The sequence below is a fragment of the Azonexus sp. MM2026_4 genome (genome assembly GCF_055901855.1).
Genome location: NZ_CM148380.1, coordinates 4363381 through 4378374 on the forward strand (window position 1 = coordinate 4363381; position 14994 = coordinate 4378374).

The window sequence follows — 14994 nt, forward strand, 5'->3', positions numbered from 1 at the left end:
ATCAATCATGGAAGCCTCCCGATATTGCGTGGGTTGATCGGAGCCGTCTGCTGCGTTTGCATGACGGAACGTCTGGCTGCCGGGGGTAGCGCTTGTTCCGCCGCGCATGAAAAAGGGAGGACAAGCGGCAGCTTCTCCTCCCGCTGCCTTGGTCAAGCTGCCGGCGTGCGCTCGGCCGGGCTGAGCGCATTGGCCTTGGTGAAGATATCCCATTCATCGGGATCGAGTTCAAGGCTTTCCGGCTCACCGGCGATATCTACCGCTGCGAGAAAATAGCCTTCAGCGTCAACAAACTCCTTGACGGAGCGAACGGTGACTTCAGGAAAGCCTCTGCCGGACTTCCAGATTCCTGTTGCGGGTTTTGCCATGGTGGGGACTCCAAGCTTGGGGTGGGGACGTGGTAAGCATTGCCGCAGATTGTCTGCATTAAAACTGACTGCCTTGGGGCCGGGAAGTTCCGTAGAACTCATCGGGTCTGTCCCCCCAAATTCTTGCCGCCCGTTGTTCTGCGAAAACCTGCACTTGAACGGCCGCTGTACTTCGGAAGCTGCCGTAGGACACTCGGCCGGACCAGTCCTCGGGCTTCTGCGCGAAATACATCTGGAATCTGCAGATCAGCGGTCATTCAATAACCCCGCACCCCCCGGAATTTCATCGCCAAGGCCCGCCGGACCGCAGCCTAGGCGGCTCAGCCGAAGCTCGCACTCAGCAGATTCGCGTTGTAGCCCTGTTGGGCGAGCAGCGATTGAAGAAACTGGTTGCTCGTCGCCCGATTTGCTGAGCTTGAGGTGGTCGAACCGAGCATTTCATTGAGAAAAAGCGAGGACAGACTCGAAGAACCGGGGGTGTCGAGAACGCCAAGCTGACTGAGGTAGGAGTATTTCCAGCTTTGGCCGCTGGTACCGAGCAGACTCGATGAATTGAACCCCGGGACGGCAACCTGGAGCAGACGCGACGCCGACAGCGCCCCGTCAGTCAGCGAGGTGACGCGCTCGGCCAGCCCCGTCGCGGGGCTGCTGAGCACACCTTCGACGCTGGCCGGCGAGGCAGTCAAGGCGGCGTTGAAGGCCGTGGCATTGAGGGATAGCGTGCCGTTGGCGTTGCTGGTGATGCCGATCCGGGCGAGGCTCGTGCTGTCCCCGACCGCGTTCGACAACAGGGAGCGCAGATAGGAGACGCTCAAGCCGAGGCTGGTATTTTCCGAGCCAAGCCGGGTCAGCGTCGTCTGAACCGTGTTGTATGCGGCGACAAAGGAGTTCACGGTCGTCGTCATGGCGTTATCAGGGGCCACGCTCAGCGCGGTTTTCCCGGTCGCCGCAAGATTCAGCGTCAGCCCCGGGGTAGCCGTACCGACCGCGTTGGTACTGGCAGTGAAGGCCGTCCCGTTGAGCAATCCTTCGGCATTTTGAGCCTGGCTGGTCAGCGTCACCCCACTGTTGCCCTGCGCCGGATAAGCCAGCAGGCCATCCACGCCGGCATTGCCGCTGACGCCGATGGTAAAGGCATTGGCCGCCCCGGACTGGCCGGTGACACTCAACTGGTAGCCGGCCGACGACGAGACGACTTGCGCGCGCAGCCCGATATCGGCGGAATTGATCGCCGAAGCAATCCCCGTCAGCGTGTTACTGGCGCTGTCGAGCGCGACCTGACGGGTCTCGCCGCTGGCGAACTCGAAGGTCAGACTCGCAGCCCCGTTGCCGATTGGCGTCAGGGAACTGGTCTGCGGCGCGCTGCTCAAGCTCTGGGCCTGCGCCAGTTGCCTGACCTCGACGGCGTAGGTGCCGGTGGCCGTTCCGTCGCCGACCGAAGCGGTAGCCACCTTGGCGTTCGACGATGTGACCGTCCGGGCATCAAATGCTCCCAGACCCGCCAAGGATTGCGCCGCCGACCCAAGCGTTTCGACGCCGTTCAGCAAAGTCCCCACGCTGGAAATACTGGTCTGCACGCCAGTCGGGGAAAGCAGACTGCTGATCCCAGACGTGCCGGAAACGCCGGACAACGAACTGACCGACGATGTCGGATAGAGCGCGTTGATCAAACTGAGCGTGGGGTTGTACCCATAAATCGAGTAGACGTTCATTTTATCCACCTGGACATGACGTCGAACCGCCTCGCGAATGCCTGCCGTCAGCGATTCCTACATTCTTTATAGCACATCGTTGCCCCGGGCCAGCCGGCCCAGCCGCCAATCGCCACGGTCGCTTCAGCAGCGCCGCAGGGCCGCCAACGTCTCGACGATCCCGGCAAACAACAGACGGGCGCCGATCGTTTCCGCCTCTGGCCGGAGGCTGCTTTCGGGGTTCCTTGCCTGAAAGCAGTCAGTCGGCAAGCGGCCTGGTCACAACGGCTGCTTTGCGGAGAATCTGCGAGCTGACACTACCGGCCAACAACTGCCTCTTGTCACTTCCCGAAAGCTCTCATCTAAACGGCCGCTGCACTCCGAAAGCTGCCTGGTGGCCAATTCGTGCTTGTCGGCTAAAGCAGCCGTTGGCGATTAGATTCGCCAACGTCGAACATGGAATCCAATCCAGACATAAACATGGCATCGATCCCAAACAGCCATCGTCTCTCGCCACTAGTTAAAAAACGAAGCAACCTTCAACTTCACGCGCTCGATAAACCCGAGGTTGATTGGCTTATCCAGGTTTTCCCAGGCGTCTTCGCACAGGCTCGGCTGCCATGAGCTCGACTAGCTGAATGAAGTGATCCACATTGCGCTGGAACCAATGGTCATCGCCAAGCTGCTCCTGAAACCAGGACTCGCCCAGCGCCTCGTGACGACAGGTTTTGCGAAACGCCTGGAATGCTTCGTCGTAGCCGTTTCTGTCCCCCGCAAACAGCGCCTTGCTGGGCTGGGGCAAGGCGTCAACGCCATAGTCAATCCGGGCCGCCTGCCCCTCCTCGCTATCCAGCCACTCATTGAAATCGGCAAAGTGCTCGTAGCGATAATGCTCGTCTTCGTCGCACCAGATTTTGTGCAGAGCCGGCGTCATGTTCTGTGACTCAGCCGATAGCCTGCTCGACGAGGGCGTCGGCGAGGTGGAGCTGGGTGGTTTGGGCGTCGCTGAGGCGGGACTTGAGCTGGTCGCACAGGGCCATCAGCTCGTCGACCTTGGCGACGATGCGGTGCTGCTCGGCGAGTGGCGGTAGCGCAACTGCCAATGACTGAATTTGAAGTCGAGAGACATTTTTCATTGAGCTGCTGGTTCCACCAGCAACACGCAGATAGTACTTACGCGAACCAGAACTGTTATTGAACAACGACAGGTATGCCGCGCAGACCTCTTTGCTGAAGCTGAAACGGATGATCTTGTCGCTCATCATCAATCTCGGGGGAGCGTCATTCTGAACGACGACTGAACGAGCAACCAATTCGGCTGTATTAGCTCGAGATATGAGGAAGTCCCCTGGTTTCACTTCGCAATCCGGAGCTGCATCGAGATTGGCTGGCAGCGCCTTGTTCTCCGCCGGGTTGAATACGCCCCAAGTTACCGCACTTACTTTCAGTACCCCCCAACAACTACCAACGCGAGGCACCTCTTCACACTTTGGGCTCCAACCGGCCTCCGAATGAAGAGATACGTTTTCGAGTCGGCACCACGCCCAACCCAATGGCAGCGAAAACAAGGTTTCATCTTCACCAACCAGTGGCAGCGGTTTCTCCTTCTTGATCTTACCTTCCTTTACCAGCTTCGCCTTCTCAGCGGCGATCTTCTTGAGCAGTTCGCTGGCGGGTTCGTCGTTGGGGTCTTGCGGGACGAGTTTGCCCATCACTGCCAGTTGCAGGATGGTTTGCTTGAGCTGGGCTATGCTCTCTTCGGTGGTGAACAGCGTGTCGAAGTGGCCGGCGATGCGCTGCCAGGCGCTGGCGAATTGGGCGTGATCGGCGGCGCTGGTCAGCGCGCTCAGCAGGGTTTCCACCAGCGTTTGATGGGCGCCGAGGCTGGCGTCGGTTTCTTGCTCAAGCTGGTCGCACAGCGCCATCAGCTCGTCGACTTTGGCGACGATGCGGTGTTGTTCGGAGAGCGGCGGAATCGCCACAACAATTCCGTTCATTTTTGCCTGATTCATCTTTGGCTGAGCTGTCCCAGTTACATACGGCTCAAGCGATATGGCGTTGATATACAGGCAAACGTACAGAAGCAACCCTTCTGAGTAACCATCAAGCACATGGGCATGATTGTTCACCCAATACTTCCCGTACGCCATGAAAGCGATTGGAGTAGAGCGATTTATCAAGTTCGCTCCGTCCTCACCGATCAACAATAACGGCTTATCAAAAAGGTAGGCGTCAATTGAATCGATGACTCCGGAAGCGCCGTAGTAGTCGTATTCACCTCTGCGCGTTGCTCTCTCATCTACTGACAATGGGATGCGCTCAGAATCTCGATTGATCAAGAGATCGCCAAAGCGAATGAGCTTCCATCCAGCCGGGATATTGAACGGCTTTTCCTCTTCTGCAATTGGTAGTTGCGGCTTGTCCTTCTTGATCTTCCCTGCCTTAACCAACTTCGCCTTCTCGACGGCAATCTTCTTGAGCAGTTCACTCGCCGGCTCATCGTTCGGGTCTTGCGGCACCAGCAGGCCGCGCACGGCCAACTCCAGAATCAGCTCGCGCAGCTTCCTGATGCCGTATAGCTCGACCTTGCTGGACGAACCCCGGCCGGCGGTGGATTTGCGTTTGAGGGCGGCGGTCCACAGATCGAGGTGATCCGTGACGAGGGTTTCCACGGGCGACGCAGCGTTCATGCCTGGGCCTCGCGCTGGTTTTCGAGCAGGGCGCGGTCGCGTTGCAGTTCGGCTTGCAGTTCGGCCTCCGAGGGCAGGAAGGGGCGGTAGCGGCTGGCGAAGAGTTGCTGGCTGCCGGCGAGCAGCGAGTATTTGGCGACGGCTTCGTTGCGCTCGGAACAGAGGATCAGGCCCAGGGTGGGGTTGTCGCCTTCGGCGCGGTATTGCTCTTCGAATACGCGCACATACATGTCCATCTGGCCGACATCCTGATGGGCAAGCTTGCCGATCTTGAGATCGATGAGCACGAAGCATTTGAGCAGGTAGTTGTAGAAGACCAGATCGATGAAGCAGTCTTCATTTTCAACGCGCAGGTGCTTCTGGCGGGCGACAAAGGCGAAGCCCTTGCCCAGCTCCAGCAGGAAGGCTTGTAGCTGCTGGATGAGGCCGGTTTCCAGCTCGCTCTCGAAGAGGGTGGCGCCGGGCTGGGCGCCGATGAACTCGAGGATGTAAGGGTCGCGGATGAAGTCGCGCGGATCGGCCGGGGTTTGCGCGGCGATCAGGCTGCTGGCTTCCTGCCGGAGGGCGACCTTGTCCTGGCTGGAAAGCAGGCGCTCGTAGTAGAGAGTGGCTATCTGGCGATCCAGGGCGCGGGCGCTCCAGCCTTGCTGGCTGGCTTCGTTCATGTACCAGTTGCGGGCGTCGAGGTTGTCGATGCGCATGAGCTGGCGCAGGTGGGTCCAGGTCAAATTGCTACGCAGTGCGTAGCGAATCTGCTCGTCGGTGAAGGTGAGGTAGAACTGACGGAAATTGCGCAGGTTGGCGGTGGTGAAGCCTTTGCCGAAATCTTCGGTCAGGCGCGCGGCCAGCGCGGCGAGCACGCCCTGGCCGTAGGCGGCGCGGGCCTCGCCGCCTTGCTCATGGTCGACGATGCGGCGACCGATCTGCCAGTAGGCTTCGACCATGGCGGTGTTGACGGCGCGGTAGCTCTGCTGACGGGCGGCGTGCAGGATGCCGTGAATCTGCTGGTACAACTCGGGCGGGACGGCGGTGTTTTCAAGCCGGCTCATGCGTCTCGCTCCAGTGCTGCGGCGAGGATGCCCTTGAGCTGATCGCGCAGCGACTGGATGTCCTGCTGCTGTGCCCGATACTGCTGCAGGAGCTGTTCCGGGTCGTGGCTGATCTGCTCGCCGACGTGCGGGTTCTTGATGTCGAGGTTGTAGTTGCGGGCGGCGATGTCTTCACGGCTGACTTTCCAGGCCTGCGGGGTTTCGACGCGGGCCGCGAAGCCGTCGGCTTCGTCGCCCCACCAGGCGCATTCGGTGGCGAACTCCTCGAACTGCATGGGGCGGGTCTTGTTGTAACTGGTGACGCCCTCGGGGTAGGGATGTTCGTAGAACCAGACTTCCTTGGTTGCCGGCCATTCGGCCTCGGGCTTCTTGGTGAAGAAGAGAATGTTGGTCTTGATGCCGGTGTAGGGGTTGAACACGCCATTGGGCAGGCGGACGATGGTGTGCAGATGGCATTGCTCAAGCAGCGTCTGCTTGAGGCGGGTCTTCATGCCTTCGCCGAACAGGAAGCCGTCGGGCAGGACCACGGCGGCGCGGCCGTGGCTCTTGAGCAGGCGGATGACCAGCGCCATGAACAGATCAGCGGTTTCGCGGGTGCGCAGGGTCGCGGGGAACTGGTTTTCGACGCCGTCCTCTTCCATGCCGCCGAAGGGCGGGTTGGTGATGATGACGTTGACGCGGTCGGCCTCGCCGTAGTCGGTGTAGGCGCGGCGGCTGAGCATGTTGTCGTGCTCGATCTGGGTCGGGGTGTCGATGCCGTGCAGGATCATGTTGGTCGTGCACAGCATGTGCGGCAGGGCTTTCTTCTCGACGCCGTGAATGCTGGCGACGAGGACGGCTTCGTCCGCCGCGTTCTTCACGTAGCGGTTGCGCTTGTGGTCGATGGCGCAGGCGAGAAAGCCGCCGGTGCCGCAGGCGGGGTCGAGCACGCTTTCGGCGAGCTGGGGATCGACCCGGTCGACGATGAACTTGGTGACGGCGCGGGGGGTGTAGAACTCGCCGGCGTTGCCGGCGCTTTGCAGGTCTTTCAGGATCTGCTCGTAGATGCTGCCGAAGGTGTGGCGGTCTTGCGTATTGTTGAAATTGATTTCGCAGATCTTGTTGATGACCTGCCGCATCAGGGTGCCGGACTTCATGTAGTTGTAGGCATCCTCGAAGACGTTGCGGATGACCTTGGCGCGCTCGCCGGTGGGGCCGCTGACCGCAAGCTTGTTCTTCAGCGTGGGAAAGAGCTGGAGGTTCACGAAGTCGCCCAGCTCGTCGCCGGTCATGCCTTCGGGGTCGGCCGCCCAGTTGCGCCAGCGCAGATGCTCGGGCAGGGGCGATTTGTAGTGGTCTTCCAGCAGTTCGATTTCGGCTTCGCGGTCATCGTAGATCTTGAGGAAGAACATCCAGACCAACTGGCTGATGCGCTGGGCGTCGCCGTCGACGCCGACATCCTTGCGCATGATGTCCTGGATGGATTTGATGATGCCGCTGACGTTGCTCATGGTGCTTTCTGACTGCTTAACTTGCTTGTTTGAAGAGTTCGGTTTCGAGGGCCTGCAAGGCGGCTTCGTATTGCGCCTTGCCACCAAAGACGCCGTTGATGATTTCTACCGGCGTGCCCAGCCGCTTGAAAGGATCAAGCTTGAGAACGTTATTGTTCTCGATGCTGACGATGCCTTCGTCGGCGTATTTGTCGAGCAGGGCTTCCAGCACGGCGCGCGCCTTGTCGCCGTACTGGGTGAAGTAGTTGCGCTTCTTGACGTTGTTGGCGCGCTCGGCTCGGGTGAGGGGCGGCTGGTCAAAGGCAATGTGACAGATGAGGTCGAAATCGCCGTAGTCCTTGCCGACTTCCCTGGCGAGCTTGGGCAGCTCGATGCCGTACTCGGCGAGCGCCTCGATGATGGCGGCCTTCTTCTTGCTGCCGTTCCATTTTTGCAGGAAATCGTCCAGTGAGCCGAATTCCTGGCGGATGTTCTTGCGGCTGTAGTCGCGGTAGCTTTCGGTGACCATCTTGCCGTCTTCGCCATAGACCTCGACGCGCTCGGCGACGATGTAAACCGTGACGCCGCCGACGTGGTACTTCTTGATGATTTCGCCTTCTTCACCCCCTGCTTCGCCCTCTTCGCCGTCGCCTTCGGGATCGGGGGGAACGGGGTCGTCGTCATCTTCGGGCTCGTAGATGACGACCGGTTCGCCATCGAAATCCGGGTCCTTGAAGAGCTCGGTGGCCTTCTTGAAATCCATGATGGTGAAGAAGTATTTGTTCTGCGACTCTTCGATGCGCGTGCCACGGCCGACGATCTGCTTGAAGGTGGTCATCGAGTTGATGGTCTTGTCGAGCACGATGAGCTTGCAGGTCTTGGCATCGACGCCGGTGGTCAGCAGTTCCGAGGTGGTGGCGATGACGGGGTATCTGCTTTCCGGGTCGATGAAGTTGTCCAGTTCGGCCTTGCCCTCGATGCTGTCGCCGGTGATGCGCATCACGTACTTGCTATTGGCTTTCGCCAGAGGACCGGAAGCATTGACGATGGCCTTGCGCATGCGCTCGGCGTGGTCGATGTCTTCGCAGAAGATGATGGTCTTCTGGAACGGGTCGGTGGCGTTGAGCAGCTTCATGACGCGCTCGGCGACGAGCTTGGTGCGCTGGTTGAGCACCAGGATGCGGTCCATGTCGATCTGGTTGTATTCGCGCTGCTCGATCTCGTTGCCGAGATCGTCTTTCATGCCGGGCGGGGGCGTCCAGCCGTGAATGTCCTTGTCGATGTCGATCCGCACCACCTTGTAGGGGGCGAGGAATCCGTCCTGAATGCCTTGTTTCAGCGAATAGGTGTAGATCGGTTCGCCAAAGTAGGTGATGTTGGAAGCGTATTTGGTTTCCTTGGGCGTGGCGGTCATGCCCAGCTGGATGGCCCCGTCGAAATATTCGAGAATTTCTTTCCAGGCGGAATCATCGTTGGCGCTGCCACGATGACACTCGTCGATGACGATCAGATCAAAAAAGTCGCGCTTGACCGACTTGAATATCTTGTCTTCCTCATCGGGACCGGTGAGTGCCTGATACAGGCCCAGATAAACCTCGTAGGAAGGGTCGATCTTGCGGTTGCGGATCTTGGTCATGACCGAGCCGAAGGGCTTGAAGTCGTTGACCAGTGTCTGGTCCGCCAGAATGTTGCGGTCCACCAGGAAAAGAATGCGCTTGGCCTTCTTGGCCTTCCAGAGACGGTAGATGATCTGGAAGGTGGTGTAGGTCTTGCCAGTGCCGGTGGCCATGACCAGTAGCAGGCGCTTTTCGCCTTGGGCCACTTTCTCGATCACGCGGTTGACGGCTTCTGCCTGGTAATAGCGGGGTTCCTTGCTGCTGCCGTCATCGTAATAGGGTTCGGTGACGAGCGCTTCCTGACCTTCTGTAATGCCTCTGAAACGCTTGTAACGCGCCCACAGTTCCGCAGGCGAGGGAAAGGCATCCAGCCCGAATTCGGTTTCAGTGTCTTCGCCTTCGGCAGCTGCCTTGTTATGGCTGGCGAAACCGTCGCCGTTGGAACTGAAGGCGCAGGGCACATCCAGGATTTCGGCGTAGCCCAGGGCTTGCTGCAAACCATGGCTGATGGTGTGGTTGTTTTCCTTGGCTTCGACCACCGCGACCGGCACGCCTTTTTCCTTCTGGAGCACGTAGTCGGCGAATTTCTTCTTTTTCTTGTTGCGCGAGGATAGATTGCCGCGAACGACGACCGGGCCCGGCGTCAAGGTCACCTCACGGCGAATTTGCGTCATCTCGTCCCAACCCGCCTGGACGATCGCCGGCGTAATGAACTTGGCCTTGATGTCAGACTCGCTGAGTTCCTTCTTCTCGTTGCTATCCATCAGGTGAGTCCAAAGTTGGATGGGGCATGGCTTGTTTGCGCCATCGGTGCATAGCAGGGCTGCAAATTTTATCCGGTTTCTGCAATGTCAGCTTAGCGGCATATCTCGTCCATTCGGCAAACCAGGTCGGTCGGCCATGGCCGACTTCCTGTCGGCGGTTGAGCGCGCCGTAAGACTGCTCAGCTCAGGAACCTGCTGTTGGAAAGTTGCAGGGTGGTACTACCGCTTGGGGTCGGGTGCCATCTGATGCCGATACCGAATCCTGGCCGTTGAGGTTGCGCTGCCCTGAAGGTCTTCTGATCGCAGAACACCTGTCGCTGATCTAGCGAGGGTTGTACGACCGCTCAGGCCGAGCAGTTCGCATTCAATCACCGTACCGAACGGCAGCGCCAATCAGAAACCTGCCGCCCGTACCCTGGCCGGTGAATGTCGCTTGAGGGGCGATGCGAGCCTTTCGATTCCAGCGCATTTCACCGCTCAACTCCCCCGCATCTTCCCCAGCGCCAGATTCGCCGCCGCCGTGCGCGTTTCCACCCCGAGCTTTTCGTAAATGTGCTCCAGGTGCTTGTTGACCGTGCGCGGGCTGCTGCCGAGGATGTCGCCGATGTCCTTGCTGGTCTTGCCCTGGACGACCCAGTAGAGCACTTCGGCTTCGCGCTGGGTGAGGCGGAAGGCGGCGATCAGGGATTCGACGGCGGAGGCGTCGTTTTCTTCGCGCAGGACGACCAGCCATTCGTCGTCGCCGGTCTGGTCGTGGAAGGAGGCGAGCAGGCGCTTGTTGCCCTGGGCGGTGAGCAGCGGCGCCGGTTCGCGCTGATCGCGGCGGGCGGCGTTGGCGGCGGCGATCCAGGCGAGCAGTTCTTCCGGGGCGACGGTTTCCGGGTTGGCGAAGTAGGCGTTGAGCAGGTCGCGGGCGAGCGGCGTCTGCCAGACGATCTTGCTGTCGGCGGCGCGCACGGCGACGGTGGCTTGGCCGAAGGCGTCGAGCGCGCTGCGCGCCTGCTTCATCTGGCGGGCGTTCTGCATGTGCGCGGCGATGCGCGCCAGGACTTCGGCCGGGCGGATCGGTTTGGTCACGTAGTCGGCGCCGCCGGCGGCGAAGGCGGCGACGACGTGCTCGGTTTCGGTGAGGCCGGTCATGAAGACGATGGGGATCTGCTGCGTCGCGAAGTCGGCCTTCAGCCGGCGGGCGACTTCGAAGCCGTCGATGCCGGGCATCAGCGCGTCGAGCAGGATGACGTCGGGCAGGCTCTGGCGCGCGCGCTGCAGCGCCGATTCGCCGTTGGTGGCAACGAGCACGGTGTAGCCGGCTTCGTCGAGCGCGTCGTGCAGCAGCGAGAGGTTTTCGGGGACGTCGTCGACGATCAGGACGATGTCGGAAATCGCGCGGTCAACTGGGTTCATGGGGACTTTTTGCAGATTGCCGCAGGGCTAGGTTTTCTTGGCGTTGCGCTCGCGCACGATGGGTGGCACGTACTTGACGGAAAACTGCCAGCCATCCGCCGTGTCTTTCAACAGCAGCGATTTCGAGTTGGCGCCGGGCTCGAAAACCGGCTCCGTGCCGAGCAGTTCGACCGCGCCGATACCTTTGATGACGCAGGCGCCGGGGAGTGTGACGAAGGCGGATTCGGTGGCGACCAAGATGAACTGGCCGTCCTTGTTCTCGGAACAGGACAAGCCCTTGGGCACGCTTGCCGGATCGAGTTTCCAGGCGGCGCGCAGGGCGTCGAGGCCGTTGATCAGTTCGGCGGTGGTCTTGATCGCCAGAGCGGCTTCGATGGATTTCGTTTTGGCCATGCTTGTGCGCCTCCGTGGTGTCGCCGCGCCATTCTAGCCGTCAATGGCGGCGGCGGCGGTTGCCCTTAGCGGGAGATTTTCCTCAGGATTTCCTTCATCGCGTCGAACTGGAACTGGCGCGCCAGTTCGCGCAGGACGCGGACGAATTCGCCGTGGCGGGCGTCGAGTTTTTCGATCTCGGCGAGCTGGTTGAGGATGCCGCGCAGGTAGCCGAGGTTGATCGCTTCTTCCAGCGCTGCCACGTATTGCGCAGCCGGGGCGACGAGCGGCGGCGCTTCGGCCGGCTTCGGGGCGGGCGGCGGCGTGTCGGCGGTGACCCATTCGAGGTCGAGCTTCCTGCCCAGCCAGTCGAGCAGTTGATTGACCTTGAGCGGCTTGACGATGAAGTCCTCGGGGGCGATGCCGACATCGTTGTCCAGCCCCTTGTCGAAGGCGTTGGCGGAAAGGATGGCGATCTGCGCGTCGGTGAGTTGCTGCTGGCGGATGCGGCGGATCGTCTCCCAGCCGTCGATGCCGGGCATGCCGAGGTCCATGAAGACGAGGTGCGGCTTGACCCGCGGAATGACCTGCAGCGCCTCGTAGCCGCTGGCCGCCTGGTCGACGATGAAGCCGAGCGGTTCGAGCACGCGCTGCAGCATGTCGCGGTCGACCTTTTCGTTATCGACGACGAGGATGCGCCGGCGCACGCCGACGTAGCCGATGCGGTTGAGCCGGGGCAGTTCGCGCGCCGCCTGCGCCGAATGCACCTGCGGCAGGAAGAGGCGGATGCGGAACAGCGTGCCCTCGCCGGGCGTGCTCGATACCTGCATCTCGCCGCCCATCAGGTCGGTCAGCATGCGGGCGATGGTCAGGCCGACGCCGCTGCCGCCGGCCTGCACCGTGCTGCCGCGGACGAAGGGTTCGAAGATGCGTTCCATGTCCTCGGCCGGGATGCCGGGGCCGGAGTCGCGGATTTCGAAGACGGCCATCTCGCGCCGGCATTCGACCTTGAATTCGACGCCGCCGCGCACCGTGAATTTGACCGCGTTGCCGAGGATGTTGATCAGGATCTGGCGCAGCCGCTTCTCGTCGGCGCGCACCACGGCGGGCAGCTCGCCGGCCGGCCGGTAGTCGAAGGAGAGCCCCTTGTTGCGCGCCTGCAGCTCGAACATGCCGACGATCTGCTGCATGAAGTCGGGGAAGTCCATCGCCTTGACTTCCAGCGTCAGCTTGCCGCCTTCGATGCGGGCGATGTCGAGGGTGCCCTCGATCACCGACAGCAGGTGGTCGCCGGATTTGCGGATGACGCTGACCGCCTGCTTGCGCTGGGGCGGCACGTCGGGGTCGGCGTCGAGGATCTGGGCGTAGCCGAGGATGCTGTTCAGGGGCGTCCGCAGTTCGTGGCTGATCGCCGTGATGTAGCGGCTCTTCGCCTGGTTGGCGGCGTCCGCCACCTGCTTGGCCTTCTGCAGCGCCTCGTCGGTGCGCTGGTGCGATTCGATTTCCTGCAGCAGCAACTGCGTCTGGCGGTTCGATTCCTCCTGCGCGACGCGCCGGCTTTCCTGGGTCAGCACCATCCACCAGGCGCCGACGCCGGAGAGCAGCAGCAGCGCGGCGAAGGTCTTGACGAAGGTTTCCTGCAGCGCGGCGACCATGGCCGGGTTGCCGTCGCCGAGCATCAGCAGTTCGTGCGTGTACAGCACGCCAAGGACCAGCGCCAGGATCGGCACGATGCCGAGCATCAGCAGCAGGTAGTGGCCGAGGCCGGTTTCCAGGTAGGGCAGGGCGGCCTTCGGCAGCAGGCGGGCGAGCAGCGCGTGCCACTGCGCGGCGAGGCTGGCCTTCGGCTTGCAGAGATCGTGGCAGCGGGCGTCGAGCGAGCAGCACAGCGAACAGATCGGCCCCTGGTAGGCCGGGCAATGGGCCATGTCCTCGGGCTCGTAGTCGCGCTCGCAAATCGCGCATTTGTGCGAGTCGACCGCGACATTCGCCGGCCGCGCCAGGTAGTAGCGGCCGCCGGTGCGCCAGGCGATCAGCGGCGAGATGACGAAGGCCGCCGCCATCGCCACGAAGGGCGCGTAGGGCTGGATGCCGGCGCCGAACAGGCCGGTGAAGGTGGCCACCGAGAGCAGCGAGGCGGCGGCCATGGCGCCGACGCCGACCGGGTTGATGTCGTAGAGGTTGCTGCGCTTGAACTCCATGCCCTTCGGCGACAGGCCGAGCGGCTTGTTGATCACGAGGTCGGCAACCACCGCCGCCATCCACGAGATGGCGATGTTCGAGTAGAGCCCGAGCACCTGGCCGAGCGCCTGGAAGACGTTGAGCTCCATCAGCAGCAGGGCAATTGCCGTGTTGAACACGACCCAGACGACGCGCCCCGGATGGCTGTGCGTCAGCCGGGCGAAGAAGTTGGACCAGGCGAGCGAGCCGGCGTAGGCGTTGGTGACGTTGATCTTGAGTTGCGAGACGATGACGAAGATGGCCGTGACGGCGATCGCCAGCGTCGTGTTGTCGAAGACGTGCGAGAAGCCGATCAAATACATCTGGTTGGGGTCGACCGCCTTGTCCGGCGCAAAACCGTTGCGCAGCACCAGCCAGGCGAGCAGCGCGCCGCCCAGCATCTTGAGGATGCCGGGCAGCACCCAGCCCGGCCCGCCGACGATCACGCCGAACCACCAGCGGCCGCGGTTGGCGGGCGTCTTCTCGGGCATGAAGCGCAGGTAATCGACCTGTTCCCCCATCTGGGTCACCATGGCGATGCCGACGGTCAGTGCTGCACCAAAGAGGTGCGGGTTGAAACTGCCGCCGTTACCCTTTTCGCCGGCGTAGGCGAGCAGCCCGGCAAAGGCGTCGGGTTCCTCGATCAGCACGAAGACGTAGGGCAGCACCAGCAGGAAAATCCACAGCGGCTGCGTCCACGCCTGGAAACGGCTGATCGCGGTGACGCCGTGGGTGACCATCGGGATCACCACGACGGCGCAGACCAGGTAGCCCCAGGCCGGCGGCAGGCCGAAGGCGAGCTCAAGCGCGTAGGCCATGATCGCCGCTTCGAGGGCGAAGAAGATGAAGGTGAACGAGGCGTAGATCAGCGAGGTGATGGTCGAGCCGATGTAGCCGAAACCGGCGCCGCGCGTCAGCAAGTCCATGTCCAGCCCGTGCCGGGCGGCGGTGACGCTGATCGGCAGGCCGAGCAGGAAGATGATCAGGCCGGTTGCCAGGATCGCCCAGAAGGCGTTGATGAACCCCGCGTTGACCAGCATGGTCGCGCCGACCGCTTCGAGCACCAGGAAGGAGGCCGCGCCGAAGGCGGTGTTGGCGACGCGCAGCTCCGACCACTTGCGGAAACTGCGCGGCGTGAAGCGCAGCGCGTAGTCTTCGAGCGTCTCGTTGGCGACCCAGGTGTTGTAGTCGCGGCGGATCTTGATGATGCGTTGGGCGGGGGCGTTCTGGTTCATGCACCAGTTTGAAGCAGGTTTTGTGCCGCGAGGTTTTGCGGCGCTCGATTCCGGGCGTCTATCCCATTCGTGATACTGGACGAGATGCGTCTGGCGTAAGACACTTGTGCCGTTGG

General features: G+C 61.7%; 10 protein-coding genes. All 10 read right to left on the minus strand.

Annotated elements, in window-relative coordinates; genetic code table 11:
- Nucleotides 1–152: 152 nt before the first annotated feature.
- Nucleotides 153–368 (minus strand): hypothetical protein, encoded by a 216-nt coding sequence (locus tag AC0KWY_RS20640; protein WP_474027367.1) that lies wholly within the window; start codon nucleotides 366–368, stop codon nucleotides 153–155.
- Nucleotides 369–688: 320 nt separating this feature from the next.
- Nucleotides 689–2080 (minus strand): flagellar filament capping protein FliD, encoded by a 1392-nt coding sequence (gene fliD / locus AC0KWY_RS20645; RefSeq protein WP_474027368.1) that lies wholly within the window; start codon nucleotides 2078–2080, stop codon nucleotides 689–691.
- Between the two features lie 556 nt (nucleotides 2081–2636).
- Nucleotides 2637–2993, minus strand: coding sequence for a hypothetical protein (locus tag AC0KWY_RS20650; RefSeq protein WP_474027369.1), 357 nt, complete (start codon nucleotides 2991–2993; stop codon nucleotides 2637–2639).
- A 10-nt stretch (nucleotides 2994–3003) separates the two neighbouring features.
- Nucleotides 3004–4731, minus strand: a complete 1728-nt coding sequence (locus tag AC0KWY_RS20655; RefSeq protein WP_474027370.1) for a restriction endonuclease subunit S — start codon at nucleotides 4729–4731, stop codon at nucleotides 3004–3006.
- A 14-nt stretch (nucleotides 4732–4745) separates the two neighbouring features.
- Nucleotides 4746–5798, minus strand: a complete 1053-nt coding sequence (locus AC0KWY_RS20660; RefSeq protein WP_474027371.1) for a PDDEXK nuclease domain-containing protein — start codon at nucleotides 5796–5798, stop codon at nucleotides 4746–4748.
- On the minus strand, nucleotides 5795–7288 hold the full coding sequence (locus tag AC0KWY_RS20665; RefSeq protein ID WP_474027372.1) for a type I restriction-modification system subunit M: 1494 nt from the start codon (nucleotides 7286–7288) through the stop codon (nucleotides 5795–5797). The genes AC0KWY_RS20660 and AC0KWY_RS20665 overlap by 4 nt, the downstream gene beginning before the upstream one ends.
- Nucleotides 7289–7304: 16 nt before the next feature.
- Entirely contained in the window at nucleotides 7305–9647 is a 2343-nt protein-coding gene (hsdR, locus tag AC0KWY_RS20670; RefSeq protein ID WP_474027373.1) for an EcoAI/FtnUII family type I restriction enzme subunit R, read from the minus strand.
- A 477-nt stretch (nucleotides 9648–10124) separates the two neighbouring features.
- Nucleotides 10125–11051, minus strand: a complete 927-nt coding sequence (locus AC0KWY_RS20675) for a response regulator (protein ID WP_374328610.1) — start codon at nucleotides 11049–11051, stop codon at nucleotides 10125–10127.
- Nucleotides 11052–11078: 27 nt separating this feature from the next.
- Nucleotides 11079–11444, minus strand: coding sequence for a hypothetical protein (locus AC0KWY_RS20680; RefSeq protein ID WP_474027374.1), 366 nt, complete (start codon nucleotides 11442–11444; stop codon nucleotides 11079–11081).
- Between the two features lie 65 nt (nucleotides 11445–11509).
- A complete protein-coding gene (locus AC0KWY_RS20685) occupies nucleotides 11510–14878 on the minus strand; it encodes a hybrid sensor histidine kinase/response regulator (RefSeq protein ID WP_474027375.1) in 3369 nt (1122 codons plus the stop codon).
- Between the last annotated feature and the right edge of the window lie 116 nt (nucleotides 14879–14994).